General features: G+C 59.4%; 18 protein-coding genes and 3 pseudogenes. 10 read left to right on the forward strand and 11 right to left on the reverse strand.

Going from position 1 to position 21,491, the window contains the following annotated elements:
• Positions 1-515: 515 nt before the first annotated feature.
• The 6 genes and pseudogenes from VJ651_RS18805 to VJ651_RS18830 all read right to left on the reverse strand — a co-directional run.
• Positions 516-650 (reverse strand): annotated as a pseudogene (locus VJ651_RS18805) (phosphoenolpyruvate carboxylase); the annotation flags it as partial.
• Positions 645-1,783: pseudogene (zwf, locus tag VJ651_RS18810) on the reverse strand (glucose-6-phosphate dehydrogenase); the annotation flags it as partial. The pseudogenes zwf and VJ651_RS18805, both read right to left, overlap by 6 nt.
• 7 nt (positions 1,784-1,790) lie before the next feature.
• A complete protein-coding gene (locus VJ651_RS18815) occupies positions 1,791-2,267 on the reverse strand; it encodes a cache domain-containing protein (protein ID WP_324108915.1) in 477 nt (158 codons plus the stop codon).
• A 207-nt stretch (positions 2,268-2,474) separates the two neighbouring features.
• Positions 2,475-2,660, reverse strand: a complete 186-nt coding sequence (locus VJ651_RS18820) for a hypothetical protein (protein ID WP_324108916.1) — start codon at positions 2,658-2,660, stop codon at positions 2,475-2,477.
• On the reverse strand, positions 2,653-3,675 hold the full coding sequence (locus tag VJ651_RS18825) for an SMP-30/gluconolactonase/LRE family protein (protein ID WP_324108917.1): 1,023 nt from the start codon (positions 3,673-3,675) through the stop codon (positions 2,653-2,655). The genes VJ651_RS18820 and VJ651_RS18825 overlap by 8 nt, the downstream gene beginning before the upstream one ends.
• Positions 3,615-4,106: a hypothetical protein gene (locus VJ651_RS18830; protein ID WP_324108918.1), complete on the reverse strand. Its 492-nt coding sequence runs from the start codon at positions 4,104-4,106 to the stop codon at positions 3,615-3,617. The genes VJ651_RS18825 and VJ651_RS18830 overlap by 61 nt, the downstream gene beginning before the upstream one ends.
• A gap of 573 nt (positions 4,107-4,679) precedes the next feature.
• Here VJ651_RS18830 and VJ651_RS18835 point away from each other — a divergent pair.
• A complete protein-coding gene (locus VJ651_RS18835) occupies positions 4,680-5,807 on the forward strand; it encodes an ABC transporter substrate-binding protein (RefSeq protein ID WP_324108919.1) in 1,128 nt (375 codons plus the stop codon).
• A gap of 223 nt (positions 5,808-6,030) precedes the next feature.
• Positions 6,031-6,828: an IclR family transcriptional regulator gene (locus VJ651_RS18840; protein ID WP_324108920.1), complete on the forward strand. Its 798-nt coding sequence runs from the start codon at positions 6,031-6,033 to the stop codon at positions 6,826-6,828.
• Between the two features lie 165 nt (positions 6,829-6,993).
• On the opposite strand, the gene VJ651_RS18845 is transcribed toward VJ651_RS18840, so the two are convergent.
• The gene (locus VJ651_RS18845; protein ID WP_324108921.1) at positions 6,994-7,440 is read right to left on the reverse strand and encodes a PaaI family thioesterase; all 447 of its coding nucleotides are present in this window, start codon (positions 7,438-7,440) and stop codon (positions 6,994-6,996) included.
• A gap of 357 nt (positions 7,441-7,797) precedes the next feature.
• Here VJ651_RS18845 and VJ651_RS18850 point away from each other — a divergent pair, with 357 nt between their 5' ends.
• From VJ651_RS18850 to VJ651_RS18885, 8 genes are all read left to right on the forward strand, one after another.
• Positions 7,798-9,888, forward strand: coding sequence for a 3-hydroxyacyl-CoA dehydrogenase NAD-binding domain-containing protein (locus VJ651_RS18850; protein WP_324108931.1), 2,091 nt, complete (start codon positions 7,798-7,800; stop codon positions 9,886-9,888).
• 27 nt (positions 9,889-9,915) lie between these two features.
• Positions 9,916-11,094, forward strand: coding sequence for an acetyl-CoA C-acyltransferase (locus VJ651_RS18855; RefSeq protein WP_324108932.1), 1,179 nt, complete (start codon positions 9,916-9,918; stop codon positions 11,092-11,094).
• 10 nt (positions 11,095-11,104) lie between these two features.
• The gene (locus tag VJ651_RS18860) at positions 11,105-11,878 is read left to right on the forward strand and encodes an SDR family oxidoreductase (RefSeq protein ID WP_324108922.1); all 774 of its coding nucleotides are present in this window, start codon (positions 11,105-11,107) and stop codon (positions 11,876-11,878) included.
• Between the two features lie 67 nt (positions 11,879-11,945).
• Positions 11,946-13,025, forward strand: a complete 1,080-nt coding sequence (locus VJ651_RS18865; protein ID WP_324108923.1) for a phosphotransferase — start codon at positions 11,946-11,948, stop codon at positions 13,023-13,025.
• A 47-nt stretch (positions 13,026-13,072) separates the two neighbouring features.
• Entirely contained in the window at positions 13,073-14,296 is a 1,224-nt protein-coding gene (locus tag VJ651_RS18870) for an acyl-CoA dehydrogenase family protein (protein ID WP_324108924.1), read from the forward strand.
• 17 nt (positions 14,297-14,313) lie between these two features.
• Positions 14,314-15,972, forward strand: coding sequence for a long-chain fatty acid--CoA ligase (locus VJ651_RS18875; RefSeq protein ID WP_324108925.1), 1,659 nt, complete (start codon positions 14,314-14,316; stop codon positions 15,970-15,972).
• 38 nt (positions 15,973-16,010) lie between these two features.
• Positions 16,011-16,799: an SDR family oxidoreductase gene (locus VJ651_RS18880; RefSeq protein ID WP_324108926.1), complete on the forward strand. Its 789-nt coding sequence runs from the start codon at positions 16,011-16,013 to the stop codon at positions 16,797-16,799.
• 23 nt (positions 16,800-16,822) lie between these two features.
• Positions 16,823-17,653 (forward strand): IclR family transcriptional regulator, encoded by an 831-nt coding sequence (locus tag VJ651_RS18885; protein WP_324108927.1) that lies wholly within the window; start codon positions 16,823-16,825, stop codon positions 17,651-17,653.
• A gap of 24 nt (positions 17,654-17,677) precedes the next feature.
• On the opposite strand, the gene VJ651_RS18890 is transcribed toward VJ651_RS18885, so the two are convergent.
• From VJ651_RS18890 to VJ651_RS18905, 4 genes and pseudogenes are all read right to left on the reverse strand, one after another.
• Complete coding sequence (locus tag VJ651_RS18890) at positions 17,678-18,817, reverse strand: acyl-CoA dehydrogenase family protein (RefSeq protein ID WP_324108928.1); 1,140 nt, start codon at positions 18,815-18,817, stop codon at positions 17,678-17,680.
• Between the two features lie 39 nt (positions 18,818-18,856).
• Complete coding sequence (locus VJ651_RS18895; RefSeq protein WP_324108929.1) at positions 18,857-20,041, reverse strand: acyl-CoA dehydrogenase family protein; 1,185 nt, start codon at positions 20,039-20,041, stop codon at positions 18,857-18,859.
• 13 nt (positions 20,042-20,054) lie between these two features.
• Positions 20,055-20,819, reverse strand: coding sequence for an SDR family oxidoreductase (locus VJ651_RS18900; RefSeq protein WP_324108930.1), 765 nt, complete (start codon positions 20,817-20,819; stop codon positions 20,055-20,057).
• 543 nt (positions 20,820-21,362) lie between these two features.
• Positions 21,363-21,491, reverse strand: a pseudogene (locus VJ651_RS18905) (IS5/IS1182 family transposase); the annotation flags it as partial.

Consider the following 21,491-nt stretch of genomic DNA (forward strand, 5'->3'; position numbering starts at 1 on the left):
GAGCCAGGATCAAACTCTTCAGTTCAATCTCTGTTGTGGCATTGCTGCCAGGTTCCGTAGAACCGTCACTCACTCAAAATACTGACAGGTAATCTCTTGCGATCTTACCTATATTTCTCTGTGAGCACTTAATGCTTTAAGTTAAAGCAGCGATTCCTCGCCGCCGCACCTTCCACCAAGCGCCCACACTTATCGGCTGTTACTTTTTAAAGAACCGGATCCGTCCGCGCAACCTCTGCAGGTTGCGCATCGCTTTCAAAGCGCTGTGTTTGAAAGCGAACCGTGGTGAACGGAAGTCCCTGTCTCGACTCGGAAAAACCCTCAATTTGCAGAGTTTTCTTGTTCGCGTTTCGCGACGGGAGCCGAACTATAGCAAAGCCTTCGGCTCAATGCAAGACTTCTTTTATCCCAAAGGGAAAGAAAACAATTTATTAAAAAACCGACAGTTGCCAGGCAAGAATCAGTGCAGGCATGTGGGCGGGTCGTCGTTGTCGCGTCGGGACAGTGACAAGCCCTCAACCGGTATTGCGTAGTCCGGCAGCAATGCTATTGATGGAGAGATGGATGCCGGCCCGAACGCTTTCGTTCGTCTGACCATCGCGGAAGCGCCGGAGCAGTTCGACCTGTACAAGGTTAGGCGGATCGATGTAACTCATGCCGCTACCCGGTTGCTTCGCCATGATTTGCAAGCGGATCGCCTCTTCCGGCTGCAATTCGATCACGAGGCGATTTGCGACACCATGGGACGTCTCGGGAAAAATGGAAAACGGCGGGTTGGTGAATTCGACACAATCTGCGAGGACCACTTCGGCATTCGTTTTCCGGTGCGAAGGAAGAATGGAATCTTTGCCCATCGCCATATGTCGACATTTGCGCGCAAGGCAACGAATGTCTCGGTGGTGCTATCCGGCGGCACATCCTCCTCTTCAAGGTATCGCTTTACTGCTTCGCTCCCCACCACACCTCGAATTTAGCGGCCGCGAACGGTGTCGCGGGCGATGTCAGCCATAGTCATGCGACGCAGGGAACGGAGCACTTTCAGCTTCTCGTCGCGCACGCCATTGGGCGACAATGAAACAGGAGGCTCCATTGCGATGATGCATAGGAGTTGGAGCAAATGGTTCTGCACCATGTCACGCATCGCGCCGGCGCCATCGTAGAAGCCGGCGCGACTACCGACGCCTACCGTCTCCGCCACGGTAATTTGAATACTTGAAATATTCGGCGCGCGCCAGATCGGTTCGAGAATGGAATTCCCAAAGCGTAAAACCATCAGGTTCTGCACCGTCTCCTTGCCCAGATAGTGGTCAATGCGGTAGATCTGCTCTTCCTTGAAATGCATACCAACGGCATCATTGATTTCCGTTGCCGAGGCCAGATCACGCCCCAAGGGCTTTTCGAGAACCACCCGACTATTGCGGCCAACCAAGCCGGATGCAGCTATCTTGTTGCAAATGGTTGTAAACAACGATGGCGCCGTTGCGAGGTAGAACACGCGCTCAGCTTCCCTGCGCATCTTGCCGGCAAGCGCCGAGAAATCGCGGTCTTTCATGACATCGATGCAGATGTAATCAAGCAGCTCTAGAAAGCCGGACCAGGTGTCGGCGCCAAAATTCTCAGCGGATACGAACGGACGCGACTGATTTTCGACGAAGGCGAGATAATCGGAGCGGCTGAATTCATGACGGCCAAGCGCAATAATGCGTGTGTCGCGCGGAAGGTTCCATACCCTGCAATCCGGGAGCGGGCCGGCCGGTGACCGACTGGCGCCGCGTCCGGACAGTCTTACCTCATCGCGGCATGTGGATGCCAACGCAGACGATCGTATTGCCGGCACCTTGCTCGCAATACGATTTCTTGGGTTCGTAGACGTTGGTGTTGGGATTGTTGAACTTGTAGGGGCCGTACCACCCCGGCCCCTTGCTCTTGACCATGTCGATCATGCCCTTGATGAGCGCGTTGCCGTCGACATCTTTCATGCCGATCAGGTTCTTTCCGACCATCTTCGGATTGGCACCTTGCGCAAGGCAGTTGCCTTCGAAGTCGTAGACAAAAACGTAGAGGTCGCGGTCCTTGAACGCGCCATCGGGATGATCGGTAAAGCTTTTGTAGGCTTTTTCCGGTCCTGCCGATTTGATCAATGCGACGGCCCGCTTCACCATCGCTTGCGCTTCAGCCTCGGAACCGCGATCGCCCGCCGCCCATGCGCCTGCCGAGATGACGATTTGTGCTCCCAATACTGCTGCCGCGATCATGCTTTTTTTCATGTGTATCCCCTTGTGCTTGTCTGAATAGTGATAAGTCGCCGCCTTATTGCTTTTAACTATCTTTCCTAACGGCAATATAGAATTTACCATATGGTTGATAAACCTCAAGCAAAATCGGTTTCATTGTCGCTGCCATGCAAAACCTGGCGACTGCGAGCGATGCCGTTCGTGGCCGCCGCTGCTTTTTCCAAATCGAGGCCCGCTCAGTCAACGGATGGGGATGCGGTAAATCCCGTTGTTGGGATCGGCGCTGAAGTAGATATTTCCGCGTGCGTCGATCGCCACGCCCGTCGGGATGTACGACGGCGGCATGCCTGCGCCACCCACGAAGCCGATCGGCAAGTCACCCGCGATCACCCGGCGCGTGCCGTCAATCGGGTCGATTTCAGTCAACTGACGTGCTACCGCTTCCGCAACGACGATGCGCCCGTTCGGGGTTTCGGAAAGACCTTCCGGCAATCTGAGGCCTTCCGCGACGACCGACTTGCTCCAATCCTTCGTGTTGATGCGGACCGGCTTGTCTGCAGCGACGGTCACATAGAGATTGCCATCCCGCGCAAGGATTAACTGCACCGGCTCCCTCGAGTCCCTGAAGCACGACTTCCCAATTCTTGTAGCCCTCACCATTGAGCCGCACCAGATTGCCGGTAGCGATTTCGGATATGAGATCCGAACTGTCCGGCAGTTCAACCGCATCGGTCGGTGCCTTGAATCCGCTCAGCTCGGCAACAGTCTTCATCGCCCCGCGGTCGATGATTTGCAGGCTGCCGGTGAACCAGCCTGTCAACAGCAAGTGCTTGTCGCTGGCGCCGACCGTGAACGGATATTCCAGATCGGCGTCCTGCATGCGCTTGATGTCGGTGACTTCGCCTGTTTGCGTACCCACCGCCCGCAGAGCGAAGATATCTGCAACGTACAAGGTCTTTCCGTCCGCAGAGAGCTTGAGACCGCCCGGCACGGCGACTTCGCCCTTGGTGATATAGCGTGATTTTCCGCTCGTGGGATCGACTTCCTCGATCGAATTGTCGGCCATGTTGGAAACATAAATGTGGTCCTGCTTGTCGATCGCAAGATTGTCGAGCGCGCTCTTCAATTGCGCGACGGTCGTCTTGCTTCCCCTGGCCGGGTCGATTCGCACCAGTTCTCCGCTTTTGGTATCGACCGCGTACAGATTGCCTTTCGAATCGAAATTGGCAGCGGCAGGCGTCTTCATGCCGGATGCCAGCATCTTCACTTCGCCCGAATCAGGATTGATCTTCACGATCTGCCCCTTGAACCAGAGCGGTCCGTAGATCCAGCCGTCCTTACCGACTTCAAACCCGTTCAGGCCGCCCAGTTCCTTCCTGATCAGGCGCGGCGGTTTCTGACCACCGATGTCGATCTCCCACAGCGCATCGCCGAGGAACACCTGCGAGGCGTAAAGACGTCCATTTTCTGGTCAAAGGCAAGCGAATTGATGCCCGGCAGATCCTTGGCCAAGACCTTGATCGGCGCAGAATCGGACTCGCGATAGCGCAACACGCCCTGAAGGAAGGAAGTCCATGCCAACTCGCCCTTCGGGCCGATCGCAATGTCGTCCGCCTGCCCTTCCGGCGCCGGAATGAAAACCGATGTATTGCCGCTGCTTCGGTCGACTTCGTAGATCGCACTTCCGATCACGCTCCCGGCGAGCAGACGCCCCTTGGCATCGACGGCCAGGCCGTGAACGCCTTTGAAGTTCGAGGGAGCAACCAGCACTTCGGGCTTACCGTAGTCATGCCCGGTAGAGGGAGAAGTCGCGCACCCGGCGACCAGCGAGGAAAGTCCGAACAAGAAGGCTGAAGCAATTCGATTGCACATGGTGTCTCCTGATTTTTATTAATGGCAGCCGAAAACATCTGCTCGGCAAACCATCCCCGCGCCGGTGCGAACAATCGATGCATTGGGACCGCAAAGATCTGCATGACCACGGAGGAAGTTGTAAGAGAAAGGCTTAAAAGGATGAACAGACCAGATCCAATGATTTCATTTGAAATTCCAATATGCATTGCGTGCATATTGCGAAGTCTGGTGGCGCTTCCGAAGGAGATGTTCGGCCATGCACTTGCCCGGGAGCGGCACAGCAACGCGTCAATCGCTGTCCCGCCGACTATTCACTTTTTGTATGTCCCGCATTGCCTGCCTGCCCACACATCCTTGCGCCACCAGGGAAAACAGGCCAACGCCCTCCAACTTGACATCACGAGCCAAGCGCGACAAGTTAGATTGTTTCCTTTAAAAAATGATGATACATAGTAAGCAACGGCGAGTAACTCCGACCGTTGCACTGTAGGGCGCCGCAGCTTTTCCTGTGACGTAGGCACGGACTTATACAACAAATACAACCGCGCGCCGCCCTGGAAAAATGACGAAAAACAACCCTCTGGAGGCAATATGTTTGGAAAAAAACTATTGGTGGCGCTGTCCGCCTGTGCGGTCGTCGGCCTTGCATCCGCAGGCGAAGTCAGGATCGGATCGGTGACCGGCATTACCGGTCCCAATGCATCAACTTCGCATGACGGCATCACGATTTTCAGCGGCTACCTGTCGATGGTCAACGACAAGGGCGGCATTAACGGAAATATCCTGAAGCCGGTGGTCAAGGACGATCAGTACGACCCGGCAAAGACGGCCGCGATGACTGCGGAAGCAATCATGAAAGACAACGTCGTCGGTCTGGTGAACGCGGTCGGCACCGTCAACACCATCGCGATCATGAAAACCGGCATCCTGAGCAAATACAAGGTCCCGCTGGTTGGCGTCTTCAGCGGCGCGGACATTATCCGCGGTCCTGGTTCCGAGCAGATATTCCATACGCGGGCCAGTTATACCGATGAGGTCAAGAAGATTGCGCGCCTGTCCTCGACACTCGGTTTGAAACGCGTCGCGGTGCTGTATCAGGACGATGGCTTCGGCGCCGGCATCCTGCAAAGCATCGGCCAGGCTTCCCAGGAATATGGCTTCGAAGTCATCAACAAGACGCCTTACAAGGCTGGCGAAACCGATTTTTCCTCGCATGCCAGGCAAATCATCAATGCAAAGCCGCAAGCCATTTTCCTGATGGCCTTGCCTGAAGCGGTCATGCGCTTCATGAAAGTCTACGATGCTCCGGTCGGCGCCGCGCAGATCTACACCTTGTCCTTCGTGCCCGCCAATATGCTGGCTGCCGTTGCCGGTGAACGGCATGCACGCGGCGTGGGCATCAGCCAGGTGATCCCGAACCCGAGTTCGACCACCCTGCCGCTGGCCAAGGACTTCCAGACCTTCCTCAAGTCGAAATACGGCAAGGGCGTTCAATCCACGCCGACCAACTTCGAGGTCTACATGAATGCGCGCCTGATGGTCGAGGCCGTGCGCATGGCCGGTCCGAACCCGACTGCCGAGAAAGTCACGAAGGCGCTGACATCAATGAACGGCTACATGCTGGCAGGCTATCCGATCAACTTCAGTGAAACCAACAGATTGGGAACCCACTATCTGGATATCGGTGTCGTCGGTGCGGGCGGACGGCTGAATTATTGATCGCTGCCTGAGGCTATGCCCCGGACCCCGCAACGTTCGGATTCGGCAAAGTCAGAAAACGCGGCAATATCAAAAGGGAAGGAATGCACCAAGCGTTCCTTCCCTTTTTTCATGCGAGCAGGCGCTGTCGTTTTATTGTGCAAAATGCTAAACTGCACAGCGAACCAATTGAGTGAAAAATTGCCAAAGTATACTGGCCGCCCAATCCCGCATGAGAGATAACATGAACGATACGCTTGATCTCGATTCACCGAAAGCCGGAGAAGACCGGTATTTCATCACCGCACTGTCGCGCGGACTCGATGTGCTGGCATGCTTTCGCGCAGGAGACGCATCGCTGAGCAACCAGCAGATTTCGGAACGCTGCGGACTGCCCAAGTCGACCGTGACACGCATCGTCTACACGCTCATGAAACGCGGCTACCTGGTGCAGGTCGAGCCGGGTGGCCGGTATGCGCTGGGGACCGCCACGCTGGCACTAGGCAGTTCAATGCTGGCGCGCATGGATATCCGCCAGTATGCGCGGCCGCTGCTGCAGGAACTGGCGGATTTCGCCGGCGCCACCTTGGCACTGGGCGTACGCGACAGGCTTTCCATCATCTATACCGAAGTGGTCCGCAGCACCGCAACCCTGGCCTTGACCCTGCAAGTCGGATCGCGCATCCCGATTGCCTCCTCCGCCATCGGCCGCGCCTATCTCGCCGGCGCACCCGAGCAGGAACGCAATGCCATCATGCGTCTGGCGTCGGAGCTCGACGAGTCGGCAGCCGACGCGGTGCGCGAGGGACTGGAACGCGGGCGACAAGACTACGAGAAGTATGGATGCGCCACCTCGTTCGGCGAGTGGCAAAAGGACGTGAACGGCATCGCCGTCACCTTCCGTTCAGTCGGAACGATTCCGGTACATGTGCTGAATTGCGGTGGCCCCTCTTCCAGCCTGTCGAAAGAATTCCTGCTGAACGACGTCAGGCCGCGCTTGCTGGCCCTCGCCCGCAAACTCGAATCTTCGGCGCTTTCCTGACTGTTTTACCGTCGCGGGCAGCAGCCCGCCGAATCCTTCATCGCCTTTTCGTGTAAAACGGTCCATTACCGGATTGGCGAAGCATTTCAGAACAGCATTGCCTCATGAAATGGGAGTGCCGCTGATCGAGAGCGATGATGGCGGAGGTCGTCTCGCGCACGCCTCTCACTTCGCCGCGAAAACGCCGCTCGCGCGGAGGATGCGCTTCTCTCCAACCTTGAGATAGCAGTTGGCGAATGCCAGCCGGGAACCGATCTTCTGTATATCCACGTGAGCCTCGACCCAGTCGCCGGGATGCGCGGCTTCGACAAAATCGGTGGACAGATTGACCGTCACCATCGGCTTTTCATGATTGGCGATCGTGATCGCGATCCCGAGTGCGCTGTCCGCCAGCGTCATCAGCATGCCGCCATGCGCCAGCCCTTTCACATTCGTATGTTGCGGCCCCACCCGCAAGCCGAAAACGAGCTGATGGTCGCTGATCCTCTTGCAATACACCGGACCGATCATGGCGAGGAACGCACTTCCACGGTCCATGGGTTCGAAGCCCTCGGGAACATTTCCCGAATCACCAGCCTGGACAGCGGACGGCATGCAATCGATATTTTTCATTTCCTGATTATCCGATAAAATTTCGCACTGCGGAATCGCAGCTTAATATTCGGAACTATTATGCCAAAAACTTGCAGTTAGGCATTTATTCACCCCGCGTCAAATTCTACCGCGATTGCTCACCCCGTTATCTCGTTCTCCTCGGGAAAACTGGAACTTATCGAGCCCGGCTTTACAGCTTCACAACTGCCTGCTAACATCGCAGCATCATTTATGGAACTAAGTTTTGCTGTGCAAAACCCGAAGCAGCAAGCGACCTGCGATCGCTCGCAGCCGGATCGAGACTATTTCCGGGCCATCCCGTCCAACGCGGATGGCCGTTCATCACTCCAGGAAGCGAACAGAAAGAACACCGCCATGGAACACGCCGCCTACACCGTCAACCACGATGTCGCAGTCATCACCCTCAACAATCCACCGATCAACGGTCTCGGACTCGATCTGCGTCGTGCCATCATTGCCTCCATCGAGCGTGCCGCCGACGACCCGGCCGTACGCTCGATTGTCCTGATCGGCTCGGATCGCGCCTTCTCCGGCGGCGCCGACATCAAGGAATTCGGCACGCCCAAGTCCAGCCAGGAACCCAATCTGCTGACCGTCATCCGTGCCGTCGAGTCCTCGTCGAAACCGGTGACTGCAGCGATTGCCGGCGCCTGCATGGGGGGCGGTCTGGAACTTGCCCTCGGTTGCCACTTCCGCGTCGCCAGGCCCGACGCGCAGATCGCGCTGCCGGAGGTCAAACTCGGCATCCTGCCCGGCGCCGGCGGTACGCAGCGTCTTCCGCGCCTGGTTGGGCTGGAAACCGCGCTCAACATGATCGTGTCCGGCAATCCGGTGCTGGCGTCGCAACTCAGATCGACCGCCTTGTTCGACGCCGTCGTCGAAGGCGACTTGCTGAATGGCGCGGTTGAATTCGCGCGCCAGGTGGTCGGCGAGAATCGCCCGCTGAAGCGCGTACGCGATATCAAGATCAATGAACCGGCCGGCGAGGCCTTCCTGCAGTTCGCACGCAATACGATCACAGCCGCTGCCAAGCACTTCCCGGCTCCGCTCAAATGCCTCGATGCGGTCTCCGCTTCCTATTTCAAGCCTTTTGATGAAGGCATGAAGATCGAGCGCGAGGCTTTTCTGTGGCTGTTGAATTCGTCCGAATCGCGCGCCCTGCGCCATGCCTTCATCGGCGAACGCGCGGCCGCCAAGATTCCCGACGTTCCGCCCGATACGCCGGTGCGCAAGGTCGAACGCGTCGCGGTGATTGGCGCCGGCACCATGGGCGGCGGCATTGCGATGAACTTCCTCAACGCCGGCATTCCCGTCGTCCTGCTTGAAATGAAGCAGGACGCGCTCGATCGCGGCATCGCGACGATACGCAAGAATTACGAAAACACGGTCAAGAAAGGCAAGCTCTCCGCGGACAAGATGGCGGCTCGCATGGCACTGCTTGCGCCATCGCTGTCCTACGACGACATCAAGGATTGCGACCTGGTGATCGAAGCGGTGTTCGAGGACATCGGCGTGAAGGAACAGGTGTTCAAGAAGCTCGACGAGGTCATGAAGCAAGGCGCGATCCTCGCCAGCAATACTTCGACGCTCGACATGAACAGGATCGCCGGCTTCACGAAGCGGCCGCAAGACGTCGTCGGCCTGCACTTCTTCAGTCCGGCGAATGTGATGCGCCTGCTTGAAGTCGTACGCGGCGAGAAGACCGCCAAGGACGTGCTCGCTACCGTCATGCAACTGGCGAAAAAGATCAAGAAGGTTGCAGTGGTGTCGGGCGTGTGCGACGGCTTCATCGGCAATCGCATGTTGAAGTTCTACCGCAATCAGGCCAATGAGCTGATGGAAGAAGGCGCATCGCCGCAGCAGATCGACCGCGCACTGGAAAAATGGGGCATGGCGATGGGACCATTCCGCATGGGCGACCTGGCGGGTCTGGATATCGGCTGGTCGATTCGCAAGCGGCTCTACGCGGAAAATCCGGGCATGAAACGCTCGGTGATCGCCGACCAACTCTGCGAGCTGGGCCGCTTCGGACAGAAGACCGGAAAGGGTTGGTATCGCTACGAGCCGGGCAAGCGCGACGCGCTGCCTGATCCGGAAGTCGACGAAATCATCGCTGCCGCTCGCAAGAGCGCCGGCATCACACCGCGCAAGGTAAGCGATGAAGAAATTATCGAGCGCTGCATCTTCGCACTGGTCAATGAAGGTGCACGCATCCTGGAAGAAGGCATCGCGGCGCGCGCTTCCGACATCGACATGGTGTACCTGACCGGCTACGGCTTCCCCGCACATCGCGGCGGTCCGATGCTGTATGCGGAAACCATCGGCCTGTCCAAGGTGGTGGAGAAGATGCGCGATTTCGCGGCACAAGCCGGCGGCGATGCTGTTTTCTGGAAGCCGGCGGACTCGCTGGTGCGCCTGGCCCAGGCCGGCGAATCATTCAACTGATCTCACTGACAGGAAAAACTACCCATGATGAGTGACGCTGTCATCGTCTCGACCGCCCGTACCGGACTTGCGAAGTCCTGGAAAGGCGCATTCAACATGACCTATGGCGCAACGCTGGGCGCGCATGCAGTGCGCGCCGCCGTCGAGCGCGCCGGCATCGACCCGGCCGAAGTCGAGGACGTTCTGATGGGCGGTTCGCTGTCGGAAGGCACGACCGGCGGCAACATTGCGCGTGCCATCGCCTTGCGCGCCGGCTTGCCGGTGACCACCGCCGGCGCGACCGTCAATCGCTTCTGCTCATCCGGCCTGCAGACGGTCGCCATGGCTGCGCAGCGCGTGATTGTCGATCGCGTTCCCGTCATGGTTGCCGGCGGCGTCGAATCGATTTCCTGCGTGCAGAATGAAACCAACCGCCACATGCGCATGGATCCGTGGCTGGTCGAGCACAAGCCCGAGATCTACTGGAGCATGCTGCAGACGGCGGAACAAGTGGCGAAGCGTTACAACATTTCGCGCGAGCGCCAGGATGAATACGGCGTGCGCAGTCAGTTGCGTGCCGCAGCGGCGCAGGCAGCGGGAAAATTCGACGACGAAATCGTGCCGATGACCACCACCATGGGCGTGGTCGACAAGGAAAGCGGCCGCATCACGACGCGTGAAGTGACGATTGCCGCCGATGAAGGAATTCGTGCCGATACCACGCTGGAAGGCGTGTCGAAGATTCGCCCCGCCCTGCCCGGCGGCGTCATCACCGCGGGCAATGCCAGCCAGTTCTCCGACGGTTCCTCGGCATGCGTGGTCATGGACAGCAGGCTGGCGGAAAAACGCGGCATCCAGCCGCTCGGGATTTTCCGCGGATTCGCGGTTGCCGGCTGCGAACCCGATGAAATGGGCATCGGTCCGGTGTACGCCATTCCGAAGCTGTTGCAGCGCAATGGCCTGAAGATGGACGACATCGGTCTGTGGGAACTCAACGAGGCATTCGCCGTGCAGGTGCTCTATTGCCGCGACACGCTCGGCATCCCCGACGAACTGCTGAACATCAACGGCGGCGCCATCGCGGTCGGCCACCCTTACGGCGTATCCGGCTCTCGTCTCACCGGCCATGCCCTGATCGAAGGCAAGCGCCGCGGTGCGAAGTATGTGGTCGTCACGATGTGCATTGGCGGCGGCCAGGGTGCTGCCGGCCTGTTCGAAGTCTGCTAAGGGGAGCGCGATGGGCGTCAAGGAGTTGTTCAAGCTGGATGGCCGTGTGGCACTGATCACCGGCGGATCGCGCGGGCTTGGCCTGCAGATGGCCGAAGCACTGGGTGAAATGGGATGCAAGCTGGCGATCACCGCGCGCAAGGCCGATGAACTGGCCGAAGCCAAGGCGCATCTTGAAAAAATAGGCTGCGAGGTGCTGACGGTCGTCAACGATCTCGCCAAGGCCGAGCAGATTCCCGCCATGGTCGATCAGGTGCTGCAACGCTTCGGCACTATCGACATCCTGGTCAACAATGCCGGCGCCACCTGGGGCGCACCGGCGGAAGAGTATCCGGACGAAGCCTGGCGCAAAGTGATGGGGCTGAACGTCGATTCAGTCTTCTTCCTCTCGCGCGAGGTGGCTCGGCGCTGCATGATTCCCAACAAATTCGGCAAGATCATCAATATTGCGTCGGTCGCGGGCCTGCGCGGCAGCGCGACCAATGTCAGCACGATTGCGTACCACACTTCCAAGGGCGCGGCCGTGAATTTCACCCGTGCGCTCGCATCGGAATGGGGCAAGTACAACATCAACGTCAATGCGATCTGCCCCGGCTTTTTCCCCTCGAAGATGTCGGCCGGCTTGCTGGAAAAGGTCGCGGAAGGCGTCATTGCGCGTGCCCCGCTGCACCGCATCGGCGGCGACGAAGACCTGAAAGGCGCGGTTGTCTTCCTCGCCTCCGAGGCATCGCGGCATATCACCGGGCAGGCCTTGGCGGTGGACGGCGGCATCACTGCGGTGTAAGCACGCGACGGCCATTCCTTTCCAGTTTGCCTCTCAACGCATCAAGGATTCACACTCTTACCCTCTCATGAGCCAGGACAACAACCTCGCACGATTTACCGGCACGCGGCCGGTAGCGCCACAGCACGCCTTTGACATAGCCCGGCTCGCCGCCTTCATGCGCGAACAGGTGGAAGGCTTTTCCGGGGAACTGCAAGTCGAACAATTCAAGGGCGGGCAATCCAATCCGACCTTCCTGCTCAGTACCGGCGGCAAGCAGTATGTGATGCGCCGCAAACCGCCGGGCACCTTGCTTCCCTCGGCGCACGCGGTCGATCGCGAGTACCGGGTAATCACGGCGCTGGCCAGGACCGATGTGCCAGTGGCCAGAACCTATGCGTTATGCGAAGACGATTCCGTGATCGGAACCGCCTTCTACATCATGGACTACGTACAGGGCCGCATCCTGTGGGACCCGACGCTGCCGGGCATGCGACCGGACGAGCGCCGCGCGATTTTCAATGAAATGAATCGCGTGATCGCCGCGCTGCACAGCGTCGACTATGTTGCGGTCGGACTGGAAAGCTACGGCAAGCCGGGCAATTATCTGGAACGGCAAGTCGCGCGCTGGACGAAGCAGTATCGCGCCTCTGAAACAGAGCGTATCGACGCCGTCGAGAACCTGATCGAATGGCTGCCGAAGAATATTCCGGCGGGCGATGAGACGCGCATCGTGCATGGCGACTTCCGCATTGACAATGTGATCTTTCATCCCACCGAATCGCGCATCCTTGCTGTGCTTGACTGGGAGCTGTCGACACTGGGTCATCCCTTGTCGGACTTTGCGTATCACTGCATGACCTGGCGCATGTCGCAGGACAATGCACGCGGCCTCGCCGGCGTGCCCTTGCGCGAACTCGGCATACCGACCGAACAGGAATATCTGGCTGCGTATTGCGAGCGTACCGGACGCAAGGAAGTGTCGAAGTCGGCATGGGAATACTATATGGTATTCAACATGTTCCGCCTTGTAGGGATTCTTCAAGGCATCACGAAGCGCGCATTGATCGGCAATGCCGCCAGTGCCGAAGCAGCGCAGGCCGGCAAACGCACCCGGCCGCTTGCCGAGCAGGCATGGGCGCTGGTGGAAAAAATCGAAGCACAATAGTCGCGCGACGAGCGCCTCGGACAAACAACCCTCTACTGGAGACCAGCATGACATTCACTTTTTCGGAGAAGTCCCTCGATCTGCAAAAACGCGTCAAGGAATTCATTGATAACGAAATCATTCCTGCCGAACATGCGTATAAGGAGGAAATGGCCGCTGCACGCAAGGACGGTAATCCCTGGATCGTGTCGCAGACCATCGAAGGACTGAAGGTGAAGGCGCGTGCAGCGGGCTTGTGGAACCTGTTTCTGCCGGAATCGAAATATGGCGCCGGCCTGACCAATTTCGAATACGCGCCGCTGTGCGAATTGATGGGGCGCGTGGCTATCGCGGCCGAGGTGTTCAACTGCGCCGCCCCCGATACCGGCAACATGGAAACCCTGGTGCGCTATGCGACCGAGGAGCAGCAACAGCAATGGCTGGTGCCCCTGCTCAACGGCGAAATCCGCTCCGGTTTTGCCATGACCGAACCGGCCGTCGCTTCCTCGGACGCCACCAACATCGAAGCCCGCGTCGAACGCGACGGCGATCATTATGTGATCAATGGCCAGAAGTGGTTTACCTCGGGCGCCAGCGATCCGCGTTGCAAGATCCTGATCTTCATGGGCAAGACCGATCCGAACAGCCCGAACCGCCATCGCCAGCAATCGATGATCCTGGTTCCGACCGAAGCACCGGGCGTGACCATCCTGCGCAACATGTCGGTATTCGGCTTCGACGACGCACCGCACGGCCATGCGGAAGTACGCTTCGAGAACGTGCGCGTACCGGTCTCCAACATCCTGCTGGGCGAAGGCCGCGGCTTCGAAATCGCACAAGGCCGTCTTGGCCCGGGCCGTATCCACCACTGCATGCGCCTGATCGGCCGCGCCGAAGTGGCGCTGGAACTGATGTGCCGTCGCACTCTCGCGCGTACCGCGTTCGGCAAGAAGATCGCCGAGCAAGGTGTCTGGCGCGAGCGCATCGCCAATTCCCGCATCATGATCGATCAGGCCCGCCTGATGGTGCTCAATGCCGCGCACATGATGGACACGGTCGGCAACAAAGTCGCCGCCAAGGAAATCGCAATGATCAAGGTGATTGCGCCGAATATGGCTTGCCAGGTCATTGACTGGGCAATCCAGGCGCACGGCGGTGCGGGCGTGAGCCAGGACACCCCGCTGGCGCATTCCTATGCGAGCGCGCGCTCGATCCGCCTGGCCGACGGCCCGGACGAAGTGCACCGCAACGCCATCGCCAAGCTGGAACTGGCGCGCTATATCGAACGTTGATTGTCATAGAACCGTCCATGTCCGACCGTCATTTTGCATTCTGGCCAGCCGGCCATGCGCGGCACCTCACGGCGCCGCAGACCAATGTGTTCTACAACGTGGAAGTGTCAGCCACGCGGTATCCCGACAAGCCTTACATCCTGTTCTATGACACGCCGATCACGTTCGCCGAGTTCAAGGACGAGGCGGAGCGCATTGCCGGATATCTGGAACAGGTATGCAAGGTGAAGAAAGGCGACCGCGTCCTCCTGTACATGCAGAACAGCCCGCAGTTCGTGCTCGCGTATTACGGCATTCTTCGGGCCAATGCGGTAGTCGTGCCGGTCAATCCGATGAACAAGACCAACGAGCTGCTCCATTATGTGAAGGACACGGGCGCCACGGCCGCGATCGTGGCGCAGGACCTGTTTCCGCAAATGGCGCCGATCCTAGAGCATGGACTTGAAAACATTCTGGTGGCGGCGTATTCGGATTATCTGAAGCGCCCAACCGGCCTGAAGGTGCCGGATTTCATCGCTGCTGCGCGTGAGCCGCTCGCCGGCAAGGGCGTCACTTTGTGGAACGATATGCTCGAGCGCAAGCTGCGTCCTGGTCCGTTGACGGTTGGGCCGGATGATCTGTGCGTGATGCCCTACACCTCCGGGACAACCGGCCATCCCAAGGGCTGCATGCATACGCATGGCAACGTCATGTTTTCCCTCGTCGCGAGCATGCAGTGGTTCAATACCAACCAGGATGCGGTGACCCTGAGCGTGTTGCCCTTCTTTCATGTGACCGGCATGCAGGGCAGCATGAACGGCCCGCTGTATTACGGCAGCACTATCGTGATCCTGCCGCGCTGGGACCGCGAAGTGGCGGCCGAATGCATCCAACGCTACCGGATCGCGACCATGCAACTGATCTCGACCATGATCGTCGATCTGCTGGCCAATCCGCGCATCGACGAATACGATCTGTCGAGCCTGCGCGGCATTCGTGGCGGAGGTGCTGCCATGCCGGAAGCGGTCGCGCAAAAGCTCAAGGATTTGCTGGGCGTCGCCTATGTCGAGGGCTACGGCATGTCCGAAACGATTGCGGCTACCCACATCAATCCTCCCGACCGCCCCAAGAAGCAATGCCTCGGCATCCCGATCTATAACGTCGATGCACGCGTGGTGGACACCTCGGATTTCCATGAACTGCCGCCGGGTGAAGTGGGCGAAATCGTGGTCAATGCACCGCATGTCATGCTGGGTTACTGGAATCACCCGGAAGCGGCGAAGGATGCCTTCGTGCAGATCGACGGCAAGCGTTTCCTGCGCACCGGCGACCTGGCGATGACGGATGAAGACGGTTATTTCTTTATGATGGATCGTCTGAAACGGATGATCAATGCATCCGGTTTCAAGGTCTGGCCCGCCGAGGTCGAGACGCTGTTGTATCAGCACCCGGCGATCCTGGAAGCCTGCGTCATCGCGGCACGCGATCCCAAGCGCGGCGAGACGGTCAAGGCCGTGATCGTGTTGCGCGAGTCTTATCGCGGCAAGATCACCGAACAGGAAATCATGGAGTGGGCACACCAGAACATGGCCGCCTACAAGAGTCCGCGCATCGTGCAATTTGTCGACAGCTTGCCGAAGTCATCGACCGGCAAGCTGCAATGGCGCGAGCTGCAGGAGCGCGAGATAAAGGACTGACAGCGCAGTCTGACAGAGCAGTCTGATAACGGAGGAACATGATGCGATTTGACAACAAGGTAGCCATCGTCACCGGCGCGGCCAGCGGTATCGGCCGGGCGACAGCCCGACGTCTGGCAGCGGAAGGCGCTTTCGTGGCACTGGCGGACCGCAATGAAGACGGACTCGCGGAAACCGTGGCGACGCTGCCGGATCAGTCCAGGGTCTGGTATCGCGCACTCGATATTTCGCGCGAAGAAGAAGTCGAGAAATGTGTTGCCGACGTCTTCGCCAAATGCGGACGGATCGACGTACTTTGCAACAACGCTGGCATTGCCGGCGGCGATTATTCGAAGATCACCGAAACCGACACCGAGGTCTGGCAGCGGATACTCGCGGTGAACATCATGGGCGCAGTGCATTTCACCAAGTACGCGGCGCGCATCATGTGCGATCAGCACAGCGGCGCGATCGTCAATACCGCATCCGTTGCGGGCGTACGATCGGGCGCCGGCGGCAATGCCTACAGCGCTTCCAAGGCAGCGGTGATCAATCTCACGATGACCAGCGCATGCGATCTGGGCGAATGGAACGTTCGCGTCAATGCGGTTTGTCCGGGCCTGATCGAAACCGGAATGACGGCGCCGGTATTCGAGCGTGCCCGTGCCGCTCACAAGGAAGACAAGCTGGGCTCGCGCTGCGAGCTGCGCCGTTACGGCCGCCCGGAGGAAATCGCCGCCGCGATCGCGTTCCTGGCGAGCGACGACGCGAGCTACGTCACCGGTCAGGCACTGCCGGTCGATGGCGGCAATACGGCTTCGCTCAACCTGCCGGGCATGAAGGTGTGACTCCCGACTCCGCCGCTTCGTTCATGAAATCCGAGGAAGCGACTGCCGGGGAAGCGGCGCCATCCCACCCACAGGCGGAGGAAAAGCAAGATCGCGCGTTCGTGGTCGCGCTGGCGCGCGGGCTGGATGTTCTCTCATGCTTCAGCGCGGGCGACGACATCCTCACCAATACGGAAATCGCACGCCGTTGCAAGCTGTCGAAGTCGAACGTTGCCCATCTCACCCATACGCTTGCCCAGCTCGGCTATCTGACCCACGACGAAAACTATCCGGGCTACCGCCTCGGCACAGCGACCATCGCGCTTGGCAGCGCAACGCTGACCCAGCTCGACATCCGGCGCATGGCGATGCCTTTAATGAAGGAACTGGCGGAATTTGCGCGTGCCGATGTGTCGCTCGCCGTGCGCGAGCGCCTGAGCATGTTCTGCATCCAGACCTGCCGCAGTCATGCCGCCTTGACGCTGGGCCTCGATATCGGATCGCGCATTCCGATGGCGACGTCGGCCATGGGACGCGCCTGCCTCGCCATGATGCCGCAGGCGGAACGCGAGGAACTCCAGGAACGTTTGCGTGAGGCCGAAGAGATGCGCTGGCCTGAAATCGTCGCGGCGATCGACGCCGCCGTGGTGGAATTTCAGGAATCCGGGTGTTGCGTGTCGCTCGGTGAATGGCATGGCGCCAACGAAATCGCGGCAGCCTTCAGTCCTGGGGACCGGCTGCCGATCATCGCGGTCGGCGTCGGCGGTTCAGCGCACAACCTCACGCCGGACTACCTGCGCAACGAGATCCGGCCGCGTTTGCTGGAAATGGTGCGGCGGCTCACCTATCCCTTGCGCGGCACGGAATGGATCTGAAGTCAGGATCAGTAGTCGCTTACATCAGTAGGTGCTCAAGCGCGCCCAGCGATCTGCATGAAAATTCGCATCACCCAGCAACTCCTGTGCGACGCGCTGGCGCTTCATGAAAAATCCGATGTCGAACTCATCGGTCATGCCGATACCGCCATGCATCTGCACGCCCTCTTGCACCGCGAGCAGTGCCGTCGCACCGGCGCGCGCCTTGGCTGCGGACACCATGGCCGCTGCGCCGCTGTCTCTTTCGTCCAGCATCTGCTGCCCGCGCAGAACAAGCGAACGAGTAATTTCAATCTCGCTGTAGAGATGCGCAGCGCGATGCTGCAGCGCTTGAAACTCGCCGATGATTTTGCCGAACTGCTTGCGCTCCTTCAGGTAATCCAGAGTCCGTTCGAAAGCAGCGTCGGCAATGCCGAGCAGTTCGGCCGCCAGCGCGATGCGCCCGATGTCGAGCGTATCGTCCAGCACGGACCAGCCCTGTCCCGGCTTCCCGACCACTGCACCGGAACTGACATCCACTTCCGAGAAACTGATGCGTGCCGCATTGTGTGCGTCGACCATGACAGTCCGCTCGACGTTCACACCAGGCGCCTTGCGATCGACCAGGAACAAGCTGATTCCGCCTTGATCACCTTCCGCACCGCTGGTGCGAGCGGCGACGATCAGCGTGTCCGCAACATGTCCATCGACGACAAATGTCTTTGCGCCGTTCAGCCGGAAACCGCTGCCGCCGGGCACTGCGCGCAGGGCCTGCCGTTGCGGCTGGTGCTTGCTGCTCTCGTCGACAGCGAGCGCCATGACGATGGTTCCGTCGGCAATCTTCTTCAGGTATTTCTGCTTTTGATCGTCATTGCCGTGGCGTGCCAGCAGCGATGCAGCGACCACCGCCGTGGAAAAGAAAGGCACGGCGCTGAGATTGCGGCCGATCGATTCCATGATTGCGCCCGCCTCCACCTGTCCCAGCGCGAGGCCGCCATAGGCTTCGGGAATCAGCACGCCGGTGAAACCCATCTCGGCGAAGCTCTGCCAAAGCTCGCGCGAGAAGCCTGTCTCATCCCGGCTGTCACGCAGTTTGCGCAACTGTGAAACTGGCGCATTCTCGCGAAGGAAAACCATCGCGCTGTCGCGGAGCATTTCCTGTTCCTGATTCAATACGAGTGCCATGTCTGATCCGTATCGGTAAGTGTAATTGGGCGCCGCGGCTTATGCTCCGGGCAGGCCGAGAATGCGCTTGGCGATGATATTGAGCTGCACTTCGCTGGTACCGCCTTCGATCGAATTGGCCTTGGTACGCAGCCAGGAGCGCGCGAGCTCGCCGCCGCGGCTGCGCTCGCTTTCCCATTCAAGCGCATCGGCGCCGCCGGCTGACATCAGCAGCTCGTGCCTGCGCTTGTTCAATTCGGCGCCGTAGTATTTCAGCACGGAAGAAAATGCCGGTTCGGCACGTCCCTGCCGCGCGAGGTCGCCGGTGCGTTCAAGCGTCAGGCGGAAGGCGGCCTCGTCGATCTCGAACATGGCGATCTGAGTGCGCAGCATCGGATCATCGAGTTGCCCGCGGTCGTTCAGGCCGACGGCCGATGAGGCAAAGGCCTCGAGCGGCCGACTGACTGCACGATCGCCCACGGCACCGATCATTTCGCGTTCATGCGTCAGCAGGTATTTGGCAATTTCCCAGCCGCCATTCGGTTCGCCGACGAGATTCTCCTTCGGCACCTTCACGTCATCGAAGAATGTCTCGCAGAAAGGCGACTTGCCTGAAATCAGCGTGATCGGCCGGGTCGATACGCCCGGCGATTCCATGTCGAACAGCAGGAAGCTGATGCCGGTATGCTTGCGCGCATTGAAGTCGGTGCGCACGAGGCAGAAGATCCAGTCCGCCTTGTCGGCATAGGATGTCCAGGTCTTCTGGCCGTTGACGACGAAATGATCGCCATGGTCGTCGGCGCGGGTCTGCAGCGACGCCAGATCGGATCCTGCATTCGGTTCGGAGTAGCCTTGGCACCAGCGGATTTCACCGCGTGCAATCTGCGGCAGGTAGGTGCGCTTCTGCTCTTCGGAACCATACTTGAGCAATGCCGGCCCAAGCATCCAGATGCCGAAGCTCTGCAATGGCGGGCGACAGCCGAGCGCCTGCATCTCTTGCCGCAATACCTTGCCCTGCTCCTTCGACAGTCCGCCGCCGCCATAATCGCGCGGCCATTCCGGCACGGTCCAGCCCCGTTCCGCCATGCGCTGCAACCACACGCGCTGCGCCTCCGACTGGAAAACGAATTTCCGCCCGCCCCAGCAGATATCCTCTTCGCCCTGCGCCGGCTGGCGCATTTCGGGCGGACAGTTCGCTTCGAGCCATGTCCGCACTTCCTGCCGGAATGCTTTCAGGTCTTCCATGGTGTTCTCCTGGTCAGATAGTTGCGCCGCCATCGACGACGATGCTTTGGCCGGTCATGAAGCTGCCTGCCGTGGAAGCGAGATAGACCGCCGCGCCTGCGATTTCATCCGGCTCGCCGATGCGGCGCAGCGGCGTTGTGCTGGTGGCGCGCTTGAGCGTATCGGGGTTTTCCCACAATGCGCGCGCGAAATCGGTTTTGATCAGGCCTGGGGCGATGCAGTTGACCCGGACATTGTGCGGGCCAAACTCAACGGCGAGATTGCGCGCGAGCTGGAAGTCCGCCGCCTTCGAAATGTTGTAGGCGCCGATGACCGGCGAACCGCGCAGGCCGCCGATGGAGGACACGATGATGATCGCGCCATCCTTGCGCTCGATCATCTGCGGCGCAACCATCTGGATCAGCCAGTGGTTGGCGATGACATTGTTTTCGAGGATCTTGCGGAACTGCTCGTCCTCAATGCCCGCCATGGGGCCGTAGTAGGGATTCGATGCCGCGTTGCAGACCAGGATGTCGATCTTGCCGAAAGCCTGCATGGTCGCGTCGACCAGGTGCTTCAGTTCATCCTTGGAAGAGATATTGGCGGGGACTGCAATCGCGCGCCCTTCGCCATGGCGTGCATTGATGGCGTTGACGACCTCCTCGCAGGGACCCAGCTTGCGCGAGGAGATCACCACCTTCGCGCCCTGCTCCGCCATTCGTTCAGCGATCGCCCGCCCGATGCCGCGCGAGGAGCCGGTGATGACGGCAACCTTTCCATTCAAGTCGAACAGGGACATTGCCATTCCTTTCAAAATGCGTTTCTGCATCAGGAAACGGAAAACAATCCGTTTTTTCTAAAATATCGCTGAGTTGCCGTCGGGGCCAAACAGTTTTATAGCGTCTGACAAGTGTGAATGTCAATACCGTTTTTACGAAAAAGAACGAATTTGGAAATTGCGCAAAATTCGCTCGTTATCCTGAAGCAGCCTTGCTTCACAAAAAAGCCCTGACAGAGAAAGCCTTTACCGAGTACAGACGTGCCATAGCCGTTGCAAACCGGCTTAGCCCGCGCAACCGGGGAACAAGGTGACTGGCGAGAAGAGCGGATGCTGCTAGAGCGGCTTTCATATGAGTGCAGGGGGCGCGTTCGAGCCGGAAGGGATGCAGCGCAAGGCGCGGCGCGCCGCTCAGGGTGAGCCCCTGAGCAAGCGACGCAACGCCGCGATGCGCCCTTCCGGCTCGAACCCTTCGTGCAGCTCCGGGAACCGGTCGCCTGCGGTGTTGCGTCTCCTTGCCGTAGCACTGCTACGTCGCGTCGCCGCGCCTTGCACTAGAGGGTGTTATGAACCTTGACCCAGCATGGCAGCGGCCTTACTGAGCATGAGACATGCGAAGGCGACGAAATGAAGTCCTGCCAGCGTGTCGGCAAGCCGCTCATAGTCGCGCGCCAGGCGGCGAAAGCGAGCCGC

The sequence above is a fragment of the Noviherbaspirillum sp. genome (genome assembly GCF_035254865.1).
GTDB lineage: Bacteria > Pseudomonadota > Gammaproteobacteria > Burkholderiales > Burkholderiaceae_D > Noviherbaspirillum.